The 21,121-nt window shown below is 66.8% G+C and carries 21 protein-coding genes; 10 read left to right on the top strand and 11 right to left on the bottom strand.

The window, feature by feature from the left end:
• Window positions 1-49 precede the first annotated feature (49 nt).
• A complete protein-coding gene (locus tag E5CHR_RS28080; protein WP_162583059.1) occupies window positions 50-1,540 on the bottom strand; it encodes a hypothetical protein in 1,491 nt (496 codons plus the stop codon).
• 340 nt (window positions 1,541-1,880) lie between these two features.
• Window positions 1,881-2,156, bottom strand: coding sequence for a hypothetical protein (locus tag E5CHR_RS28085; protein ID WP_162583060.1), 276 nt, complete (start codon window positions 2,154-2,156; stop codon window positions 1,881-1,883).
• 179 nt (window positions 2,157-2,335) lie between these two features.
• Here E5CHR_RS28085 and E5CHR_RS28090 point away from each other — a divergent pair, with 179 nt between their 5' ends.
• On the top strand, window positions 2,336-2,950 hold the full coding sequence (locus E5CHR_RS28090; protein WP_162583061.1) for a response regulator: 615 nt from the start codon (window positions 2,336-2,338) through the stop codon (window positions 2,948-2,950).
• The gene (locus tag E5CHR_RS28095) at window positions 2,950-4,749 is read left to right on the top strand and encodes an ATP-binding response regulator (protein WP_162583062.1); all 1,800 of its coding nucleotides are present in this window, start codon (window positions 2,950-2,952) and stop codon (window positions 4,747-4,749) included. The genes E5CHR_RS28090 and E5CHR_RS28095 overlap by 1 nt, the downstream gene beginning before the upstream one ends.
• 26 nt (window positions 4,750-4,775) lie before the next feature.
• Here E5CHR_RS28095 and E5CHR_RS28100 read toward each other — a convergent pair whose 3' ends face one another.
• The gene (locus E5CHR_RS28100; RefSeq protein WP_162583063.1) at window positions 4,776-4,979 is read right to left on the bottom strand and encodes a hypothetical protein; all 204 of its coding nucleotides are present in this window, start codon (window positions 4,977-4,979) and stop codon (window positions 4,776-4,778) included.
• Window positions 4,980-5,083: 104 nt separating this feature from the next.
• Between E5CHR_RS28100 and E5CHR_RS28105 the strand changes: the two genes are divergently transcribed.
• On the top strand, window positions 5,084-5,899 hold the full coding sequence (locus E5CHR_RS28105; protein ID WP_162583064.1) for an isocitrate lyase/PEP mutase family protein: 816 nt from the start codon (window positions 5,084-5,086) through the stop codon (window positions 5,897-5,899).
• Here the strand turns inward: E5CHR_RS28105 and E5CHR_RS28110 are convergent, their stop codons facing one another.
• Window positions 5,900-6,556, bottom strand: a complete 657-nt coding sequence (locus E5CHR_RS28110) for a helix-turn-helix domain-containing protein (RefSeq protein WP_162583065.1) — start codon at window positions 6,554-6,556, stop codon at window positions 5,900-5,902.
• A 69-nt stretch (window positions 6,557-6,625) separates the two neighbouring features.
• Here E5CHR_RS28110 and E5CHR_RS28115 point away from each other — a divergent pair, with 69 nt between their 5' ends.
• Complete coding sequence (locus E5CHR_RS28115; RefSeq protein ID WP_162583066.1) at window positions 6,626-7,399, top strand: aldolase; 774 nt, start codon at window positions 6,626-6,628, stop codon at window positions 7,397-7,399.
• 11 nt (window positions 7,400-7,410) lie between these two features.
• Window positions 7,411-8,499 (top strand): TRAP transporter substrate-binding protein, encoded by a 1,089-nt coding sequence (locus E5CHR_RS28120; RefSeq protein WP_162583067.1) that lies wholly within the window; start codon window positions 7,411-7,413, stop codon window positions 8,497-8,499.
• Window positions 8,500-8,516: 17 nt separating this feature from the next.
• On the opposite strand, the gene E5CHR_RS28125 is transcribed toward E5CHR_RS28120, so the two are convergent.
• Complete coding sequence (locus E5CHR_RS28125; RefSeq protein ID WP_197893914.1) at window positions 8,517-9,422, bottom strand: aspartyl/asparaginyl beta-hydroxylase domain-containing protein; 906 nt, start codon at window positions 9,420-9,422, stop codon at window positions 8,517-8,519.
• Window positions 9,423-9,626: 204 nt separating this feature from the next.
• Window positions 9,627-10,379: a helix-turn-helix domain-containing protein gene (locus tag E5CHR_RS28130; RefSeq protein WP_162583069.1), complete on the bottom strand. Its 753-nt coding sequence runs from the start codon at window positions 10,377-10,379 to the stop codon at window positions 9,627-9,629.
• Window positions 10,380-10,537: 158 nt separating this feature from the next.
• Here E5CHR_RS28130 and E5CHR_RS28135 point away from each other — a divergent pair, with 158 nt between their 5' ends.
• Window positions 10,538-11,401: an autotransporter domain-containing protein gene (locus tag E5CHR_RS28135; protein ID WP_162583070.1), complete on the top strand. Its 864-nt coding sequence runs from the start codon at window positions 10,538-10,540 to the stop codon at window positions 11,399-11,401.
• Window positions 11,402-11,503: 102 nt separating this feature from the next.
• On the opposite strand, the gene thiL is transcribed toward E5CHR_RS28135, so the two are convergent.
• The 4 genes from thiL to apaG all read right to left on the bottom strand — a co-directional run bounded on the left by thiL (window position 11,504) and on the right by apaG (window position 15,425).
• Window positions 11,504-12,466 (bottom strand): thiamine-phosphate kinase, encoded by a 963-nt coding sequence (thiL, locus tag E5CHR_RS28140; RefSeq protein WP_162583071.1) that lies wholly within the window; start codon window positions 12,464-12,466, stop codon window positions 11,504-11,506.
• An 11-nt stretch (window positions 12,467-12,477) separates the two neighbouring features.
• Window positions 12,478-13,596, bottom strand: coding sequence for a YbdK family carboxylate-amine ligase (locus E5CHR_RS28145; protein ID WP_162583941.1), 1,119 nt, complete (start codon window positions 13,594-13,596; stop codon window positions 12,478-12,480).
• A 68-nt stretch (window positions 13,597-13,664) separates the two neighbouring features.
• Window positions 13,665-14,933 (bottom strand): cation:proton antiporter, encoded by a 1,269-nt coding sequence (locus E5CHR_RS28150; RefSeq protein WP_162583072.1) that lies wholly within the window; start codon window positions 14,931-14,933, stop codon window positions 13,665-13,667.
• A gap of 96 nt (window positions 14,934-15,029) precedes the next feature.
• Window positions 15,030-15,425: a Co2+/Mg2+ efflux protein ApaG gene (apaG, locus tag E5CHR_RS28155; protein WP_162583073.1), complete on the bottom strand. Its 396-nt coding sequence runs from the start codon at window positions 15,423-15,425 to the stop codon at window positions 15,030-15,032.
• Between the two features lie 50 nt (window positions 15,426-15,475).
• Between apaG and rpe the strand changes: the two genes are divergently transcribed.
• The 3 genes from rpe (at window position 15,476) to ligD (ending at window position 19,858) form a co-directional block, all read left to right on the top strand.
• Window positions 15,476-16,177, top strand: a complete 702-nt coding sequence (gene rpe, locus E5CHR_RS28160; protein ID WP_162583074.1) for a ribulose-phosphate 3-epimerase — start codon at window positions 15,476-15,478, stop codon at window positions 16,175-16,177.
• Between the two features lie 10 nt (window positions 16,178-16,187).
• Window positions 16,188-17,180: a succinylglutamate desuccinylase/aspartoacylase domain-containing protein gene (locus tag E5CHR_RS28165; RefSeq protein ID WP_162583075.1), complete on the top strand. Its 993-nt coding sequence runs from the start codon at window positions 16,188-16,190 to the stop codon at window positions 17,178-17,180.
• A gap of 95 nt (window positions 17,181-17,275) precedes the next feature.
• Window positions 17,276-19,858 carry a DNA ligase D gene (gene ligD, locus E5CHR_RS28170; RefSeq protein WP_162583076.1) on the top strand — a complete coding sequence of 861 codons (2,583 nt, stop codon included), beginning with the start codon at window positions 17,276-17,278 and terminating at the stop codon, window positions 19,856-19,858.
• Between the two features lie 3 nt (window positions 19,859-19,861).
• Here ligD and E5CHR_RS28175 read toward each other — a convergent pair whose 3' ends face one another.
• Window positions 19,862-20,680: a transglutaminase-like domain-containing protein gene (locus E5CHR_RS28175; RefSeq protein WP_162583077.1), complete on the bottom strand. Its 819-nt coding sequence runs from the start codon at window positions 20,678-20,680 to the stop codon at window positions 19,862-19,864.
• Between the two features lie 283 nt (window positions 20,681-20,963).
• On the opposite strand from E5CHR_RS28175, the gene E5CHR_RS28180 reads away from it, so the two are divergent.
• Entirely contained in the window at window positions 20,964-21,104 is a 141-nt protein-coding gene (locus E5CHR_RS28180) for a hypothetical protein (protein WP_162583078.1), read from the top strand.
• Window positions 21,105-21,121: the final 17 nt, after the last annotated feature.

The raw sequence follows: 21,121 nt of genomic DNA on the forward strand, positions 1-21,121 counted from the left end.
CGTTACGGACCTTCGGGAAGAGAGATCCGTGCCTGCCGGCCTATCGCACTCACTTGGGCCCGGTGGTGTAGCACTTGGCAAACTCGACCGGATTTGAAAAGACCTCGACATTGACGTCGTATTCAAACACGCTGCCGCCCAGGGCGACGGTGCCGTCGCTCAACGCATCAACGACGGATCTCAGCTTGAGTGGCGCACTCCCAGTTGCAACACCCGGGACGATGGCGACGTATTGGCCATTGCTGTTGTCGCGAGGCAGTGTGACACCGTTCAACGTCACGTATGCATTGCCATAGTTGTTATCGCTTTCAGAGAAACCGAAATTAATCTGTTCACTCATTGAAGGGCACAGTTTCAAGGTAACGATGTTGTCTTTGAAGAAATAGTCGTCCCTGTACAGGGGGTTGCCCTGGACCGTCGCCAATTGGCGCCCGGGTTGCGTCGCCGTCATCGGCGTCAAGGTCACCGACACGGTCTTGCTGACAGCAGCCAAGTTCGCCGTCGCCCCGAGTGAGAAGGTCAAGGACGTCGTACCGGCTTTCACTGGATTCAGGACAACGCTGGGGCGGGGATAGTTGTCAGTGTCCCAGGATGCAGATCCAAAGTCTGGATTGCTCAGCGTGATCGTCGGTGTTCTTGCTTCCCCAGAGATCTCGTCATAGGTTTCGGCACCGACCGGGATGACCAGTTTATATGTGTAGGGCTGCGTCAAATCCGAGAGGGAAATTGACGACTTCCGCTTTTCGACAATCAAGTTGCCTGAGACCGTCCCGCCCTCGTAGTTGGCGCTGGGCACCTGCGTTGCCGTAATGACAGCAGTCCCGGCTGCGAATGCGGTGAGTGTCCGTCCGTCGCTTCCGAGGAACGCAACAGCCTCCTTCGAAGTCGACATCATGTTGGAAATTGCGTATTTGATGGCGCCGGTACTCTTTGTTCTGGCCTGGAGCAGGGCAGTTGATCCGAAAGCCTCGAGCGTCACTGTGGGCATCGCCAGATTCGACTGAGCCTTTTTAACCGTCAAGAGGATGTTTGCCCCCACCAATTGAGGTCCGGTCGGGTCAGCGATGTTTGCAGTGATCTGGGATGTGCCGGCGCCCACGATCGTCACCTTGCTGCCGGAAATCGTCGCGACTTCGGAATTGCTGCTGTAGAAGACGAGCGGTAGGCTGATGCCGGCCGGGCCGTTAAGCTTGAACGCAGGGTCTCCAAAGGTCCTGAGCACAGGCCCCCAAGGCACGCCCGGATCAGTATTCGATATTCCGGAGATGGGAGCCAGATTGATGCTGGAGGGTGGCGTGGTGGTGCTGCCCGAGGTGAATGAGGTACTGCTCCCGATGCCGCTGATGGGACTCAGGGCGACGGCCTGCAGACTGCCTCCCGACTTATCCGCAACGGAGGCGTCCGCGAAGCCGCCTGTTGCGTCTCCGGAACCGCCGCCGCCGCACGCTGCCAGCATCACGCTCAAGAGCAAAGCCGCGGCGATGCTGCTTGGTTTGCTTGCCTTGAAACGGCGCCTGATAGCGCCAGGAAAAACCTGCATGTCAGAACCCCTTTGAAGATGATTCGACCAGCAAGCGCAGAGAACCAACCTCTACGACAACCACCCAACAGGCGACTCTGGTCAAGAGCCGGAATTCTATTTTTTGCAATTCATATGAATCTGATGAATAAATTCACAGCGGATGCAACTGCAGAGAAAACGCTCGGTCGCCTGGCTGTGGATCAGCAGGACCACGAGTAGTGGCGACTCAGAAGGCCGTGCCTGCTCAGGAAACCCAAGATGCTGCCGCTGGGGGCCGGCGCTTGCGGCCGGTTGCTACTCGGGTTGCTTCACCTCGCCGGCCTTGGCGAAGCTTCGGGTGAAAGCTGAAGCCTGGGCTTCAGGCGGGCTGGAAATGCTGCTGAATCCGCTGCGCCACTCGCTTGGGGTGGCGGCGTAGCGCGTCGACTGGACAGGAGCCGACGAAAAGCCCGTCCATGTTGAGTTCGACGGTCGGGAAATAGGGGCCCAGCGATGCGCCAGCGTCGTACAGGCAGAACGCCAGCGAGTCGAAGGTGCCGCTATCGCCTGCGGCCCCCGCGCCGGCGACGAAGGCGCTGATGCGATAGGTAAAGGCGTGCGAACCGACACGTTGGATTTCGACCAGGGGCTTCATTCGACGGCAGACAAAGAGACAGGGGCGTGGATTTGTTGGGCTCGATGGTCGCTGCCGAGCGCAATTACGTAAATAGTCCAATTGGACCGGCCGCACGGCAAGGGGACTTGGGCAGAATGGCCGGACGCGCCCTCGCCTCTAGCCGCTCCCGTCTTTCTCCCGTCTTTCTCCCGTCTTTCATGCTGCCGCCCCGCATTCTTCTCGTCGACGACCATGCCCTCTTCCGCAGCGGGCTGCGCATGGTGCTGACTGCCGGCATCGCGGACCTGAAGGTAGCCGAGGCCGCATCGCTCGAGGAGGCCCTGCGGACCTCCATGCAGGACCCGGCCCTGGTGCTGCTGGACATCCAATTGAATGGCCTCAACGGACTGGAAGGCATCGCGCTGGTCCGGCGCAAGTGGCCGCAGGCGCTGGTAGTGATCTTGTCCTCTGAAGTCTCGCCGCAAAAGGTCCGGCTCGCGATGGAGCGCGGCGCGGCTGCCTTCGTCTCCAAGGCCGAACCGGCCGACAAGATCCTGGCGGTGATCGGCCAGTTGCGCCAAGGCCTGCCGGTTGCGGCCGATGAGCTGGAGCCCGGCGAGGGGGGTGCGGACTCGCAGCCATTGCTGACGCCGCGCCAGAGCGAGGTGCTCGACCTGATGTGCCAGGGCTTGTCCAACAAGCTGATCGGCCGGCGGCTCAACCTGTCCGAGAACACCGTGCGCGGCCATGTGCAGGCGGTGCTCGCGGCGCTGCAGGTCTCGAGCCGCTCCGAGGCCGGTTTCGCTGCGCGGCAGCGCGGCCTCGTGGCCTGATGATCGACAAGCCACGCCTGCCAGAGGAGCGCATGCTGGTGGAGCAGCTGCGGCTGCAGCTCGGCAACATCAGTGCCTCGGTCGTTCCGACCATCCTGCTGGCCCTGCTGCTGGTCTGGGTGCTCTCCAACGACTCCAACAGCCTGGCGATGCGGGCCTGGGCCGGCGCCATCATCCTGCTCAAGCTCTATCTCGCGTGGGATGCACGGCGCCTGCTCGCGTCCGAGATCAGCCCCGCGAGCGCGCGCCGGCTGCTGGCGCGCAAGATGGTGCTCAACGCCGTCGACGGCGTGGCGTGGGGCTCGCTGGCGTGGGCCGCCCTGGGCACCACCACCATGGCAGGCAACGTGCTGGTGGTGGCGGTGCTGGCGGGCGTGGCGGGCAGCTCCATGTCGTCTTTGGCGCCCATACTGCCGGCCTTCGTCGTCTTCGGCACCGCCGAGCTGATCGTGCTTGGAGCCAAGCTGTGGTCCATGGACGACCCCGCCTACGATGCCTTGGGCGTCGCCGCGATCATCTACACCGTGGCCCTGCTCGGGCAGGCGCGCAACGGCTCGCGCGCCGCGCGCCGGGCGATCGGTCTGCGCTTCGAGAACCTGGGGCTGATCGAGCGCCTGCGCATCGAAACCGAACACGCGCAGGCCGCGCACCGGGCTGCGGAAGAGGCGAACCTTGCCAAATCCCGGTTCCTGGCGGCAGCCAGCCATGACCTGCGGCAGCCGATCCATGCGCAGGGCCTGTTCCTCGAGGTGCTGTCACGCACCAAGCTTTCGGCCGACCAGTACGACGCGCTGGCCAACGCGCGCGCTACCTGGCAAGCCTCGGCCGAGATGCTCGACACCCTGCTGGACTTCTCGCGCATCGAGGCTGGCGTGGTCGAACCGCAAGCGCAGGTCTTCCCGCTGCAGCCGCTGCTCAACAAGATCGAGAACGAGCTGGCGCCGCAGGCCGATGCGAAGGGCATCGTTTACCGCTCGCGCGAGACGCATGCCGCCGTGCGCTCCGATCCGGCGCTGGTGGCGTTGATCCTGCGCAACCTGGTGTCGAACGCGATCCGCTATACCGAGCAGGGCGGGGTGCTGGTCGCCTGCCGCGCGCGCGGCGATCAGGTGTTGCTCGAAGTCTGGGACACCGGCATCGGCATCGAGCCCGCGCAGCACCAGGCGATCTTTCGCGAGTTCCACCAGCTTGGCAACGCCGAGCGCGACCGCCGCAAGGGCCTCGGCCTGGGCCTGGCCATTGCGCAGGGGCTGGCGCGGGCCCTGGGGCAGGAGCTCTCGCTCGCGTCGGTGCCAGGGCGCGGCAGCGTGTTCCGGCTCACGCTGGCCGCAGCGCGCGCCGGGGTGCTCGCCGAGGTCGGCGAACCGCTGCCGCCGCGACCCCGTGTTTTCGACCTGCGCGTGCTGGTGATCGACGACGACGAGTCGGTGCGCACCGGCATGCGCCAGCTGCTCGCCGCCTGGGGCTGTGTCTGCGACGTGGCCGACTCCATCGAAGAGGCCCAGGCGCTGGCGCGCGCGCACCGGCCGGGGCTGGTCATCAGCGACTACCGGCTGCGCGAGCTGCGCACCGGCGCCGAGGCCATCGCGGCCTTGCGTGCGGAGTTCGGCGCCAACCTGCCGGCGCTGCTGATTACCGGCGACACCGCGCCGCAGCGCCTGCGCGAAGCGCGCGCCACCGGCGTCCCGCTGCTGCACAAGCCGGTGCTGCCCAGCCAGTTGTATCGGGCGATGACTGCGGTGCTGAATGGGCGCGAGCTCGATTCCTCTTTCGCGTCGCTCGAGGCGCGGCGGGCCTGAGCCTCAGCCGCGGCGCCGGCGCCGCTCTACTCGCAGCGAAACCGCACGCCCTGCTCTGCCGGCGCCTTGCCCAGCATGCGGGCGCTCAACCCCTTGTCGCGGCAATGGGCGTCGGCCTGGACGTAGGTGGTCGTGCGCAGCGTGCCGTCGCGCAGCGGGACGACCTGGTTGGGTGGCACCCCGCAGCCAGTAACGAGCAAAGCGACAACGAGGGGGGCAAGCCAGTTCATCCGGGTATTTTGCAGTAGTTCCCTGGGTGTCTTCTGCGCGGCCGTGCTCTATAACCGGAGGCCGGGCCTCGTCCGAAGCCCGCCACCCCGGGAGCCTTGATTCCATGACCCGCACCGTCGCCGAAAAGCGCGCCCTCTTCCGCCAGCTCCATGCCGAGGGCTGCTTCGTGCTGCCCAACCCGTGGGACGTGGGCAGCGCACGCTTCCTGGAAAGCCTGGGTTTCAAGGCGCTGGCCACGACCAGCTCCGGTTTCGCGTGGTCGCGCGGCCATGCCGATGGCGCGCTGGCCCGCGAACAGGTCCTGGCCCATTTGCGCGAGCTCGTCGCCGCCACCGAACTGCCGGTGAACGCCGACTTCGAGAATGGCTTTGCGGCAGACCCGCAAGGCGTCGCGCAAAGCGTGCGCATGGCCATCGACACGGGCGTTGCCGGGCTGTCGATCGAGGACTCGACCGGGGACCCGGACCGCCCGCTCTACGACATCGAACTGGCGGTGACACGCCTGCGCGCCGCGCGAGCGGCCATTGACCAGGAGGGCGGCGAAACGCTGCTGGTCGGCCGGGCCGAGAATTTTTTCCAGGGGCGCCCCGACCTTGACGACACCATCGTCCGGCTCAAGGCCTATTCGGAGGCCGGCGCCGACTGCCTGTACGCGCCAGGCATCCGCACGCGGGAACAGATCGCTGCCGTGGTCGCCGCGGTGGCGCCCAAGCCGGTCAACCTGCTGGTCGGCTCGACCAGTGAGCTGACGCTGCAGGACATCGCCGCGCTCGGCGTGCGGCGCGTGAGCGTCGGCGGAGCGCTGGCGCGTGCAGCGTGGGGTGGGTTCATGCGCGCAGCGCGCGCGCTCGAGCAAGGGCGCTTCGAAGGCTTCGCCGATGCCGCCTCGGGGGTGGAGCTCAATGCGCTGATGCGCTGATCACTGCGCGGACAGCACCAGCAGCGCCCGCGCCTGCGCCCGTCCGACGCGCGCGATTCGGTGGTTCAAATAACCCGGGAAGTGGATGCAGTCGCCGACGTGCAGGCGCTCGGTCCGCTCGGGGAAGATGACGTCGATGGTGCCAGCCAGCACGTAGAGCATCTCCTGCCCCTCGTGCTGCGCCTGCAGCGAGCCGCCGCTCTGCCCAGGGTAGACGATGAAGGCCTCGAAGGCGCTGACCGAATTCCCGTGCAGCAACGGCGCGAAGCGGTGCGCCGCGGGCTCCTCCGCCGCGTAGCCGGGCGCCAGTTCGGCGCCGCGCGTGATCTTGATGTCGGCCTTGTCCAAGGTCTCGCCGACCAGGTGGCCCATGCTGGTGCCCAGCGCCTTGGCGAGCCGCGCCAGCATGTGGATGGAGGGTGTCTTGAGGCCGCGCTCGAGGCGGGAGACATGGGCCTTGTGCACGCCCACCGCATCGGCAAGTTCCTCCACGGTCATGCTCCGCAGGCGCCGCAGTGCCTTGATGCGCGGCCCCACGCTCTGGAAGGCGGGGACGGGCGCGGCTTCGTCCGGCGCCGGCGCGGCCGCAGGAGTGCGCAGCTTCCTTGCAGGCGACGCGGCCGCGGAGGCATTGCGGACGGGAGTTCTGGTGGCCATGGTGCTTTCGATGTTGACACAGGTCAACACGTTGACCAGAATAGGTCAACAAGTTGACTTGGAGCGCGCATGCAAGACGATCAGGACATCAAGGCGGCGGTCTACCGCGATCTGCAGGACAAGACCCGTGCTTCGTCGTGGAGCACGGTCGAGCAGCTGGTGCTGGCTTGCCGCATGCTCGCGGCCGAGGGGCACTGGGCCAACGGCCTGGCGGGGCAGATCACGGCGCGCGGCGAGCGGCCCGGCACGTACTACACGCTGAAGTTCGGCATCGGAGCGGACGAAGCGTCGCCTCAGGGCTTCATCCTTACCGACGACGACCTGCGCCCGCTCGATGGCATGTCGCTGCCCAATCCGGCGACGCGCTTCCACCTGTGGGTCTATCGCGCCAATCCAGCCGTGCAGTGCATCGTCCATACCCATCCGGCGGCGGTGTCGGCGCTGTCCATCATCGGCCAGCCGCTGATCGTCGCGGGGATGGATGCCACGCCCTTCTTCGAGAACTGCGGCTACCTGCCGGACTGGCCGGGGCTGCCGATCGGCAACGACGAGGGGCGCCTCATTTCCGAGGCCCTCGACGGACGCAAGGCACTGCTGCTCGCGCACCACGGCCTGCTGACCGCGGGCGCCACCGTGGCCGAGGCCGCGACGCTGGCGATCTGGATGGAGCAGGCCGCTTCAGTGCAACTGCGCGCCGCGGCGGCCGGCACCATCAAGCCGGTGCCCGCGCACCTGGCGCGCGAATCGCGCGACTTCCTGCTGAAGCCGCAGATCACCGACCTCACCTTCCAGTACTTCGCACGCCGCGTGCTGCGTGCTGACCCTGCCTGTCTCACCGCCTGAGGAAAAGCGCGATGCAACGACGTTCCCTGCTGGCCGGCGCTGCCGTCGCCGCGACTGTTTCCGCACCCGCCATCGCCCAGGGCGCGCCAACCGTTCGCTGGCGCATGCCTTCGAGCTTTCCGAAGTCGCTGGACACCGTGTTCGGCGGCGCCGTCGCCATCGGGGAGATCGTGCGCAAGCTCACCGACGGCCGCTTCACCATTTCGCCCTTTGCGGCCGGCGAGCTGATGCCGCCGCTGGCGGTGCTCGACGGCGTGCAGAACCGCAGCGTCGAGTGCGGCCACACGGCCGGTTTCTATTACGTCGGCAAGGAGCCGGCGCTGGCCTTCGACACCGGCATTCCCTTCGGCATGACGCCACGCCAGCACACGGCCTGGATGACCCACGGCGGCGGGCTGTCGATGATGCGCGAGATCTACGATCGCTTCGACGCGGTGCAGATCCCCTGCGGCAACACCGGCGCCCAGATGGGCGGCTGGTTCCGCAAGGAGATCAAGCGGGTGGAAGATTTCCAGGGGCTGCGCATGCGCGTGCCGGGGCTGCTGGGCCGTGTCTACGCCAAGCTCGGCGTGACGCCGCTGCAACTGGCCGCTGCCGACGTCTATCCGGCGCTCGAGAAGGGCACGCTCGACGCGGTGGAGTTCGTCGGTCCCTACGACGACGAGAAGCTGGGCCTGGCCAAGGTGGCGCGCTACTACTATGGGCCGGGTGTGATGGAGCTGGGCGCTTCGCTGTGCTTCATTGCCAACAAGAAGGCGTGGGCCGAGCTGCCCGACAGCTATCGCGCTGCGCTGGAGGCCGCGTGCGCGCAGGCCGGCGCCGAGATGCTGGCCAAGTACGACGTGGGCAACGTGCCGGCGCTGAAGCGGCTGGTGGGCAGCGGCGCCAAGCTCAACTACTGGTCCAAGCCGATCATGGACGCGCTGCACAAGGCCACGCAGGAGGTGCTGAAGGACGAGGCCGCGGCCAACCCGGTCTTCGCCAAGGTGCACGGCAAATGGCGCGAATTCCTCGACGAACAGCTGGTCTGGTCATCGGTGAACGACGGAGCGGCCGAACAGTACATGCTGGGGACCCGGCGCGCGTCAGTGGCGCGCTGAAACCTGGCGAGCGGTGCTCAGAAGAACAGCCAGTAGAACAGCCCGCCGAAGATCGCCCATTTGACGAGGTAGTAGCTGGGCTTGTTCCAGGCCTTCAGGCGCTTGCCGAGCACGCGGATCTTGTAGACCTGCGCGAAGGCCTTGTTGAGCCCACCGATCGGCTCGCCTTCGACGTTCTGCGTGGCGGCGGCCTTGATCATGCGCCAGCCGATCTCACGGTTGATCCAGCGCGCCAACCAGTTGTTCAGCGGCCGCTCGACGTCGCAGAACAGGATCAGCCGCGTCTCGTTCGTGAGGTTCTCGGCGTGGTGGATGTAGGTCTCGTCGAACATCACGGCCTCGCCGTCCTTCCAGTGGTAGGCCTGGCCGTCGACGAAGATCCTGCAGTTCGGCGCATCCTGCGGCACCTTGAGGCCCAGGTGGTAGCGCAGCGAGCCCGCGAAGGGATCGCGGTGCCGCACCAGGTTGCCGCCTGGCGGCAGGATCGCGAACATCGCCGCGCGCACCGAGGGAATGCCCGCCAGCAGCTCGGTGGTCTTCGGGCACAGGCCCTTCGCCGAAGGCAGGAAGTCGCCGTACCAGTTGAGATAGAAGCGCTTCCAGCCGGTACGGAAGAAGGAGTTGAAGCCGATGTCGGTGTACCCCGCCGCTGCCTTGATGTGCCCCTCGTCGAACAGCGCCAGGCCTTCGTCGCGGATGGTCTGCCAGTTCTGCTGGAGCACGTCGAGTTCGGGAAACTGCTTCAGGTCGAGGTAGGGCTTCGACGGCACCGACGAGAACCAGTACATCAGCACATTGAGCGGCGCCAGGAAGGTCGAGTGGTCGCTCAGTTGCCGGCCGATCCGGTGCCGCACCTGGCCTCTGAAGTGAACGAAGAGGCCGGAGGCCAGGAAGACCGCGGGGATCAGGAGCTTGTACGACAGGAAGCTGAACATCGAGGGCGCGACGCGCGAGCAACGTCGAAAGCGGCGAAGGCTGGAATTCTCGCCGAATCTCGCTTGGCGCGGAGTATTGGGCTGGGACGGATGATCCAGTTCCAGTCGGGCCGCCGTCCGCCTCGGTCATGCGCATCCCAAGTCCTTGCCCTGCGCGTCCGCCATGGGGCCGCGAGCGGATTTGGGCGCATTTCACCGCCCAAGGGGGTCGCTTCGTCGCAGCATTTCGAATGCGCGCGGCTCCCACTCGCGCATCGCTAGCAGCACCCCTGTGCCGCGCCGGAGGGCCAAGGGCGTTGCCGCCGATTCCTGATGCAACCTGGCCAGCTTGGCACGCAACAGGCGCAACTCCGCTTGAAACTCGGAGAACGCCGAGTTCGTCAACATGCCGTGAGAAAAATGCAAGGTTGCTTCGCTCTGGTCGAAACTGCAGTCGAGGAAATCATCCCTCAGTCCCAGTTCCACGAAGAACGTCTGGATCGGGCCATTGGGTATCCAATCGAAATCGCGGGCGATGCGCAACCGAATCCGGTCACCAGGAAGCAGTTGGATCAAGCCCATCCTGTCAAGCGTGAGCAACTGGCTCAAGCATTCAGCTTTAGTCAACCGATATGCGGCCACGATCTCCGACAAGGTCCAGTGATTGAGCGCGCATACGGTCACCAGCATCAGCGCGACATCCGACACCAACTGCTCCTCGTGCTCGAGGCTCAACGTGCGCAGTTGGCGCACCGACGATGCTGATTCTTCAACAAGCTCGGCCATCGTGAAGCCAAGGAACGCGCCAAGCTGAGAGAGTCTCTCGACGGTGAGGCGCTTGGCAGAGAACAGCCGCTTCACGGTCGGTTCGGAAAGCTTGAGCCCCTCGGCGACATCACGGTAGGTGAATCCCTGGCTTTTCAGTTGGCGTTTGATGGTCGCCAGCAGCTGCGTCACTTCAGACATGTAACGTATCAAAATGTGATTCTTAAATTACCAATTTGATCACTTTTTAAAGAACGAATTAGAAATCGTCTCGTCGTGGCATGCTGCCGCCCCCGGGACGCAGTCTTCTTGAATTGCACCGGAGCTGCGTTCTTTCGTACTTACCTATTTTGAATTAAATGAATTCTATTTATTTCTCGCGACAACTCGACAATTCAAATCTTTTTGAGCCATCCAAACGCACGCTCGGCATGCGGGCTCGTGCCTTGGCTGTCGGCCTTTCATGCACGGCGTTTTTTTCGTTGGCCCACGCCCAATCGCCATTTTTCGGACCGAGTGCAGACCTGACGATGCTCGGCAACATGTACCAACGACTCGGCGACGAGCATTCCGCCAGCCCGTCTTCAGCCGGTCCATTCCGGAGCACTTGGGGACGCGGCATCTATTCCGACAGCGGTTTCGCATCGAACAGCCACGCAGAGGGTGGCCAGGTCGGTACCGACCTATGGGCCAATGGCAATTGGCGCACGGGCGCCTACACAGGCTACCTGACGGGAGGCAGCGGGAACAGCACTTCGTACCTTGGCGCCTATGCGACCTGGAAGGACGCGAGCGGACTCTACGTCGATGGCGTGCTGCAGGGTGGTCGGCGCCGCTACGGTGATTCCAGCCTCGCGGTCTCCGTCGAGGTCGGCAAACCCTTCGCCTTGAGCCAAGACTGGAGCGTCGAGCCTCAGGCGCAACTGGCCTACCAGGATCACGGCAGTGGCTGGACCGGGCGCTTGGGCGGGCGCGTCAAGGGCGACTTCATCACGGGCGCGGGTCGTCTTCAGCCATACGTGAGCATGAATGTCTACGACAACAACACGGACGCCGAGACGGTTGCCTCCAGCACGCGCTGGGGCGCCGCCGTCGGAGCAACGCTATCCCTGACTTCAGCGACCAAGCTGTACGGCGAAGTCGGCGCACTCCGGAATGTCGCGGGGGATTCGATAGCGAAATCCTCGATTCAAGGCTCTCTCGGAATGAAGACGCACTGGTAGCGACAACAAGTCAGCCCGCCAGCGCGAGGGGCCTGACGGTGCAACCCGCCACATAGCTCACCTCGGTTCACCCGAGTCCGGGCTCGTGCCAGCCAGGTCCGACTAAGCCTGGAAATGATCGAAGGCCGCGAAGCGCTGTGAGACCGGCGCGCCCCTCGCGTCGACGATGCGCAGGCCCGGCGCCGCCTCGATGCGGCCGATGCGCGCGACCGGCGTGGCGCTCTGCCGCGCGGCCTCGAGCACGACAGCGGCAGCGGCGGCTGGCGCGGTGAAGAGCAGTTCGTAGTCGTCGCCGCCCGCAAGCGCGCAGTTGCGGCGCAGCGCGGGGTCCAGTGCGGCCGCGGCGGGGCTGCCGATCAGGGCGCAGGCGGCATCCGCGTCCACCGTCGCGCCCACGCCGCTGGCGGCCAGGATATGGCCGAGGTCGCCGACCAGCCCATCGCTCAGGTCGACGGCGGAACTCGCGATGCCGCGCAGCGCCAGCCCCAGCGCCACGCGCGGCTCGGGCTGCTCCATGCGCCGGCGTGCCGCTTCGAGGGCCTCGGCCGGCAGTGCCAGCGTGCCGCGAAAGACTTCGAGCGCGAGGCGCGCATCGCCCAGTGTGCCGCTGACCCAGAGCTCGTCGCCAGGTTCGGCGCCGGAGCGCAGCAGCGCCGTCCCGGCCGGCACCTCGCCGAAGACGGTGATGCAGAGATTGAGTGGACCGCGCGTGGTGTCGCCGCCGACCAGCTCGCAGCCGTGCGCGTCGGCCAGCGCGAACAGGCCGCGCGAAAACGCCGCGAGCCAGGCTTCATCCACGGCCGGCAGTGCCAGCGCGAGGGTGAAGGCCAGCGGCTTCGCGCCACAGGCCGCCAGGTCGCTCAGATTGACCGCGAGCGCCTTGTGGCCCAGCCGTGCCGGGTCCACGGTGGAGAGGAAATGCCGGCCCTCGACCAGCATGTCGGTGGACACCGCGAGCTGCATGCCGGGCGCGGGCGCGAGCAGCGCGCAGTCGTCGCCGACACCGAGCGGCGAACGCGCGGCCGGGCGCTTGAAGTACCTGTCGATGAGGTCGAACTCACCCATCGTCGCCACCTTCATCCGTGCCGAAAGCGCAGGGCCGCCTGCCGCACCACTTCGGCCAGCAGCCGCTCCTTGGCCTGGCGCTCGCGCAGCCAGCGCGCGTCGTTGCGGTTGGCCTCCACGCTGGTGCGCAACTGGCCCAGGGCCTGGGTGGCGTCCAGTGCCTCGCTGTGCCATTCGAGCTGGGTCATCGTCATGAGGATGTGGTCGCGCAGCGGCATGTGGCTGCCGGTGGCAGGGTCGACATAGAGCGCGTCCAGGCCGAATCGGCAGGCCTGGAAGCGGTTGTAGGTGTAGACCAGGTAGTCGTCTTCGGTCGGCGTGAAGGGCTGCTCCTGCAGGAACCAGGCAGCCAGCGACTGCACGTAGCCGGCCAGCGCCGCGGCGCGCTCGACCGTGAGCGGGGTGTCGAAGACGCGGATCTCGATGGTGCCGAACTCGGGCTTGGGCCGGATGTCCCAATAGAAGTCTTTCATGCTGCGCACGACACCGGTCCGGGTCATGCGCTCGAAGTAGTTGCCGAACTCGCGCCAGCTGAGCGTGAAGGGCGCGCGGCCCGACAGGGGAAAGGCGAAGACCGAGTTGAGCCGCGCCGAGTCGAACTGGGTGTCCTGCCCCTGCACGAAGGGCGACGATGCCGACAGCGCGATGAAGTGCGGGATGTAGCGCGACATGCGGTGCAGCATCAGCAGGGCGCCGTCGGCATCGGGGCAGCCGATGTGCACATGCTGGCCGAAGATCGTGAACTGCTTGGACAGGTAGCCGTACAGCTCCGACAGCTCGCGAAAGCGCGGCTTGTCGTAGATGCGGCGCTCATGCCACTGCTGGAAAGCGTGCGTGCCGCCGCCGACCACCGCGATGTTGAGCTTGTCGGCGTTCCTCACCAGCGCGTCGCGAATAGGCGTGAGCTGCGCCACCACGTCCTTGGCCGAATGGCAGATGTCGGTCGAGATCTCGATCATGCTCGAGGTCATCTCGGGCACCACGCTGCCGGGCAGCGGGGTCTGGGCCATCAGGCGCAGCATGTCCTCGGCATAGGGCGCGAGGTCGTAGTCGTGGGTGTTGACCAACTGGAGCTCCAGCTCGACGCCCAGCGACAGCGCCACCGATTTGTTGAAGGGCTCCAGCGGCACCACGCGGCTCTCGGGGGAGCCGGGGAGCGGCGGCGTTCCATCGGGCGGCAGGCCGGTTTCGAAAACACTCATCTCTGCGTGTCCTCTGTCACGCTGAAGGCCTCGGGCAGCCAGGGCCTGGAGCTTTCGCCGGCGCCGTGGATGGCGACGGTGGCGAGCACCGCACCGAGCACCTCCATCAGCAGGATGGCCGGCAGCGCGATCTGCGTGATCATCGCGCCCAGCAGCGGCGAAGCGGTGACGAAGGCCGAGGTGATCAGGAGCGCGATGGACGACAGCGGCGACATGGCGCAGCCCACCCAAAGCGCCTGGCGCCAGCTTGCGCCGCTGCCCGGGTTGGCAATGGCCACGCCCGCAACCTTGGCGACGGTGCGCACGACGATCACGGCCAGCACCACGCTGGCGACCGGCAGGCTCCAGTCGGCCTGCGCCGCCACCACCGAGACCAGCACGAACATCAGCATGGTGAGCAGCGAAGCGGCTGTGCCCAGCTGCCGCGGCCAGACCCAGGGTTTGGGATGCAGGGCCTTGAGCAGCACACCGCCGATCAGCGCGGCGAGAGGAGCCGAGCCGCCGAAGTGCGCGGCCAGCGCGGCACCGGCCGCGATGATCGCCAGCAGCAGGATGGAGGTGTTCTCGCTGGTGGGGCTCATCACGCGCAGCGCCGAGCGCAGCGACAACGCCATCAGCGCGCCCACCACGAACGACAGGCCCAGCACCACCGCCACGGGGTAGAGCTTCTGGAACAGGCCGAGCGGCGCGTGCTCGATCAGCCCGGCTTGCGCATAGCCCAGCGCCAGCGCATAGAAGGTGTTGAGCGTGGCCAGCGTCAGCGCGCGTTCGGTGACCGGGCCGGAGCCGCGGGTGTCCATCACCACCCGGCTGAGCACGGCCGGCGAGGCGACGATCGCCATCAGCGCGACCGGATTGGCCACCGGGTCGGGCACGTCCATCCAGTGCAGCGCCCAGAACACGCCGAGGTAGGTCAGCGTGGCTTCGAGCAGGCTCTGCACCAGCACCATCGGGTTGTGGCGGAACCAGCGCAGCGGCAGCCGGCCGCCGGCTTCGAACAGCACGATGGCAACGCCGAGTTCGAGCAGGAACAGGCTGATGCCCTGCAGCGGCCACATCGCGCCCTCGAAGCCCGCCAGGCCCACCACCGTGCCGACCACGGAGTAGCCGACCACCTTGGGCATGCCCGTGTAGCGCTGCACCAGGTGGCCGGCCGCGGCGGCCGCGGCCAGCAGCAGCGACCACAGCACCGTGGGCAGGCCGGCCGAGGGCCGCACCCAGTCGGACCAGAAACCCAGCAGGTCGTGGGGAATGAAAGAACTCATCAGGCCAATCTGTTCAACAAAGGGCAAACGCCGGACAGGCGCCGCGCCGCGAGCAGAGCGCACAAGGCGTTCGTGGCTCGAAGAAGAAGGTCGCGTTCAGTGCAGCACGCGCGAGACGGGCGGGCCGCCCGTATCGGCTTCGAGCACGAACACGGGAATCGCGATGTCGAAGCGCTCGCCGTGCTCGGTCACGAAGAAGTAGCTCCCATGCATGGTACCGCTGGGCGCCTCCAGCCGGCATCCGCTGGTATAGCGGAAGGACTGCCCGGGGGCCAGGAGCGGCTGCTGGCCGATCACGCCGAGGCCCTTGACCTCCTGCGTCTTTCCGGCCGCGTCGTTGATGAGCCAGTGCCGGGAGATCAGCTGCGCCGCCACGCGTCCCGCGTTGGTCATGGTGATCGTGTAGGCGAAGGTGTAGACCCGGTCTTCGGGCGAAGACTGGTCCGGCAGGTAGCGCGGGTCGACCTGGATGCTGATCGGTGGACTGGACATCGGGGCAATGTTAACAATTGGATGAAGACGGCCTGCGACAATTCACGCCCATGAGCAGCAGCCGCACCTTTCGCATCGCCCCTTCCATTCTCTCGGCCGACTTCGCGCGCCTCGGCGCCGAAGTGAACGATGTGATCGCCGCCGGGGCGGACTGGATCCATTTCGATGTCATGGACAACCACTACGTGCCGAACCTCACCTTCGGCCCGATGGTTTGCCAGGCCCTCAAACCGCACGCCAAGACCGCCGGCGGCACGCCGGTGCCGATCGACGTGCACCTGATGATCGAGCCGGTCGATGCGCTGGCCGCTGCCTTCGCTCAGGCCGGGGCCGACTACATCAGCTTCCATCCCGATGCTTCGCCGCACATGCACCGCAGCATCCAGGCCATCAAGGCCGCCGGCTGCAAGGCCGGGCTGGTGTTCAACCCGGGCGCCGGGCTGGAGCCGCTGGACTGGGCCATCGACGACATCGACCTGATCCTGATCATGAGTGTGAATCCCGGCTTCGGGGGCCAGAGCTTCATCGATTCGGCGCTGCGCAAGATCGAGCTCGCGCGCAAGCGCATCGATGCCAGCGGGCGCGACATCCGCCTGGAGGTCGACGGCGGCATCAAGACCGACAACATCGCGCGCGTGGCCAGTGCCGGCGCGGACACCTTTGTCGCCGGCAGCGCGATCTTCAATGCAAAGAGCTACGCAGGCGTGATCGCCCAGATGCGTGCGCAACTCGAGGCCGAGCACCAGCCCTGAGCCAACCCAGATGAGCGAGCAGCAGCCGACCGCACCCGACCTTCTGCGAATCCACGAGTTCGCCTCCCTCGAGCCCGGACCGAGGCTGATCGTCCTGGGCGGCGTGCATGGCGACGAAACCTGTGGCACTGCAGGCATCGAGCGCACGCTCATCGAGCTCGACCGCGGCGCCCTGCAGCTTCTGCGTGGTCAGCTCACCCTGGTGCCCGTGGCCAATCCGATGGCACGCCGGCTGGGGCGGCGCGAAGGCGAGCGCAACCTCAACCGCCTGTTCAAGCCCACGCCTGCCGGCCAAGTCCCAGCAGATTACGAAGCCCGGATCACCGACCTGCTGTGCCCGCTGCTGGAGCGGCACGACGTGCTGCTGGACCTGCACTCCTTCCAGAGCGCGGGCGAGGCCTTCGCGATGATCGGCCCGCGCGACAACGCCGGCACGCTGGAGCCCTTCGCCCGCGCCTTTGAGGAAGGGCAGCTCGCACTTCATTTGGGCACGCGGCGCGTGGTCGAGGGTTGGCTCGACATCTACGCGGCCGGCCTGGCGCAGCGCGCCGGCGGCAACGCGCCCGACGAGGCCGCTCTGGCCTTCGGCTGGGGCACCAACGAATACATGCGCACCCGCGGCGGCTACGGCGTCACGCTCGAATGCGGCCAGCACCAGGACCCCGCCGCGCCCGAGGTTGCGCACCGCGCCATCCGTGCGGCACTCCGCCTGCTGGGCATGATCGCGGCCGATCCCCGTGCCGAGCCGCCGGCCGCGCCTGCGCTGCTGCGCTTGACGCGCGTGACGGACCGCGACAGCGAAGACGACCAGTTCGTGCGCGAATGGGCCACCTTCGACCCGGTGGCCAAGGGCGAGCCGATCGGCGTGCGCGCCGATGGCAGCGTGCTGGTAGCCGAACGCGATGGCTTCATCGTGTTCCCGAACTCGGCGGCGCTGCCCGGCACCGAGTGGTTCTACTTCGCCGTCGAGAGCGAGCGCGACCTGCGTCTGCGCGCCGCCTAAGGGTCGCGCCGACGCCGGGCCCTGACGCGGGGGCCCTCCGCGTTCCTACATTCGGGCCCGCGGCGGCGTCCTAAGTTCTGCTCCGGAGAATTGCCATGCCCGTAGCCAAGACAAAGACCAAGACCAGGAGCGAGGCGCTGGCACCCTACCGCCGCAAGCGCGATTTCAAGACGACTCCGGAGCCCCACCAGGTGGGCCGCGTCGGCCCGGGCGGCCATGCCTTCGTGGTGCAGAAGCACCATGCCCGCCAGCTTCACTACGACTTCCGGCTCGAGCTCGACGGCACGCTTAAAAGCTGGGCGGTGCCGAAGGGCCCCTGCCTCGATCCGTCGGTCAAGCGCATGGCGGTGCATGTCGAAGACCATCCGGTGTCGTACGCGGACTTCGAAGGCACCATCCCGCCACGCCAGTATGGCTCCGGCACGGTGATCGTCTGGGATCGCGGCGAGTGGGAGCCCGAGGGCGATGCCGCGCGCGGCCTGGCCGAAGGGAAGCTCAAGTTCGAGCTGCGCGGCGACAAGCTGCGCGGCCGCTGGACCCTGGTGCGCATGCGCGGCAAGGGGGAGAAGCAGGAGCCCTGGCTGTTGATCAAGGAGCAGGACGGGGAGGCACGCTTGCTCGCCGACTACGACATCGTCGATGCCGAACCCGACAGCGTGCTGAGCGGTCGCGATGTCGATCACCCGCCGGCGGTGACCTATGGCCGGAACACCGCGCCCGCCCCCAAGGCGGAGCCCGTCCCGCAGCCCCAGCCCGCGCCTGCCCGCGCGCCGCGCAAGGCCGCGACACCGAAGCGCCGCACCGCTGCGCTGCCCAAGGAGCTCCAACCGGAGCTCGCCACGCTGGCATCCGCACCGCCTGCGGTGCCTGGCGACTGGCTCTACGAGCTCAAGTTCGACGGGTACCGCCTGCTGGCGCGCATCGAGGGCGACGAAGTCCGCTGCATCACGCGCAACGGCAACGACTGGACGTCGAAGCTCCCGACCTTGGCCAAGGCATTGGCGAAGCTGCCCACCCGATCGGCCTGGCTCGACGGCGAGATCGTGGTCGCCGGCAAGAATGGGGCGCCGGACTTCCAGGCGCTGCAGAACGCTTTCGATCACCGCGCGACGGCCGATATCGTGTATTGGCTCTTCGATGCGCCCTTTTTGGATGGAGAGGACCTGCGGGCGCTTCCCGTCGAAGAGCGCAGGGCGCGGCTCGCACGGATGCTGGGCACCAAGCCCCCCGCCGGCCTGCGGTTGTCCGAGGCCTTCGAAGCGTCGCCGGGCGAACTGCTCGCGTCGTCGGCAGAGCTGGGCTTCGAGGGGATCATCGCCAAGCGCAGGAACTCGCCGTACGTCTCGCGCCGGTCGCCGGACTGGATCAAGCTCAAGAACCAGCGGCGCCAGGAGTTCGTGATCGGCGGCTACACGGCGCCGCAGGGCTCGCGAACAGGCTTCGGCTCCCTGCTGCTGGGCGTGTACGGCGACCGGGGCCAGTTGCAGTACTGCGGCAACGTGGGCACCGGCTTCGACGCAGGCCGGCTGACGGACATCAAGGCCCGGCTCGACACGTTGGCGAGCGACGCGTGTCCCTTCGAGAAGCGGCCCGCGGGCGTCAAGGCGCAATGGGTCGAGCCCCGGCTGGTGGCCGAGGTCGCCTTCGGCGAATGGACCCGCGACGGCCGGGTGCGCCAGGCCGTGTTCCAGGGACTGCGCATCGACAAGCCGGCGTCGCAGATCCGGCGCGAACTGGCGCAGGCACCGGCTGCCCAACCTTCCGACCATGAAGCGAGCCCATCGATGAAGGCATTGCACATCACCCACGCCGAACGCGTGATCGACCAGGCCAGCGGCGTCACCAAGGGCGAACTGGTCGCCTTCTACGACCAGGTGGGGCCGCTGATGGTCCCGCACCTGAAGGGCCGCCCGGTCGCGCTGGTGCGCGCGCCGGAAGGCGTGGGCGGCGAGCTCTTCTTCCAGAAGCATGCAAACAGAAACGAGATGGCGGGCGTGAAGCTGCTGGACCCGGCGCTCGACCCCGACCACGACCCGTTGCTGCAGATCGACAGCGTGCAAGGCCTGCTCTCCGCCGCCCAGATGAACGTGCTGGAGCTGCACACCTGGAACGCCACTTCCAACGCGATCGACCGGCCCGATCGCATCACACTGGACCTCGACCCCGGCGAAGGGATCGAATGGGCCACGATGCAGGAGGCGACCCTGCTGGTGCGCACCCTGCTCGACGAACTGGGGCTGCCTTCATTCCTGAAGACCAGCGGCGGCAAGGGCATGCACGTGGTGGTGCCGATAAGGCGGCACTACGGCTGGGACGCGGTCAAGGGCTTCGCGCAGGCGCTCGTGATCCACCTGGCCGAGACCATTCCCGATCGATTCGTCGCCAAGAGCGGGCCGCGCAACCGGGTGGGCAAGATCTTCGTCGACTACCTGCGCAACGGCTTCGGCGCGACCACGGTGAGCGCATGGTCGGCGCGTTCGCGGCCTGGGCTGGGGGTTTCGGTGCCGGTCGAATGGGACGAGCTGCCGATGCTCCAAAGTGCCGCGCACTGGACTGTGCGCACCATCGGCGAGCGCGTGTCGGTCGGCAACAAGCCCTGGGCGGCCATGGAGAAAAGCCGCAAGGGCCTCGCGTCGGCGATGAAGCGCCTGGGCTATGCGCCCCCCGACGCGCCCTGACCGTCAGCCGACCACTTCCTCGGTCACCACCTCGAAGCGCTCGAGCGTGTGATTGCCGAACACCATGGTGATCGGCACGTCGGCAGCATCGCGGCCGTGCGCAATCATGATGCGGCCGATGCGCGGCGTGTTGTGCCTCGCATCGAAGGTCCACCAGCGGTCGCCGAGGTAGACCTCGAACCAGGCACTGAAATCCATGGGGTATGGCACCGGCGGGATGCCGATGTCGCCGAGGTAGCCGGTCACGTAGCGGGCGGGCACGTTCATGCAGCGGCACAGCGTGATCGCGAGATGGGTGAAGTCGCGGCACACGCCCACACGCTCGCGCCAAGCCTCCAGTGCGGTTCGCGTAGGGCGGGCGCTTCCATAGTCGAAGACCAGGTGCTGGTGCACGTAGTCGCAGATCGCCTGCACCAGCGTCCAGCCCTTGGGCACCTGGCCGAAGGTGCTCCAGGCGAAGGCCAGCAGCTCGCCGTCGACTTCGCAGTAGCGGCTCGGCAGCAGGAAGCGCAGGGTTTCCACCGGCAGCTGGTCAGGCGTGTGTTCGACCGCGCCGAGGTTGACCGGGTCGGGCCAGCCCGTGTCGAAGACCTGTGCCTCGTTGCGCAGGCGCACCCGCGTGACGCCCGAGGGCACGCGGACCCGTGCGCAATGGTTGTCGAAGACGTCGCGGTAGAAGTCGGTCGCGAGCGGCGGACTGAGGGTGATGCTCTCGCTGCCGACGATGTCGCCGGCACGCAAGGGATGCACCTGCAGCATGTAGATCAGCGCGGTCGGCGCGCTCACGCCGAGTTCGATGTCGTAGCCGATTCGGATGAGCATGGGCGGTGAAGTTCGCGAAAAGGAAGAGGCAGGAAGGGTCGGTGGAGCATCCTAAGCGGCGATGCAAGATTCGTGCGGGGCTTGCAGCGCGATTGCACGTAGGCCGGACTTCGAACCCGTCAGTTCGGTCCTACCGCAAGCCGCTGAGGCCTCCCACAGACGCCGGTGCGCGGCCACTACGGGCGTTTTTGCCTGCGCGGCCTAAGCTGCGTCATCGCACACGGCTGCATGTCGGCCGTGCCCCCACGCACCCGCATCCCCACCGACGACCCGGAGCGAAATCATGGAGCTTTCCTCGCTGTTCAACGCGCTTGACGCGGCATGGATCGACGACGTCATCCTCTGGTCCGTGATGTCGGTCACTGGCATTGCCGGCCTTGCGGTCGTGGTCAACGCCCTGGACGTCTTCTACGATGCCGGCTGATGCCGCGGCGCTCCGGA

It is taken from the genome of Variovorax sp. PBS-H4, assembly GCF_901827205.1.
Classification (GTDB): Bacteria; Pseudomonadota; Gammaproteobacteria; order Burkholderiales; family Burkholderiaceae_C; genus Variovorax.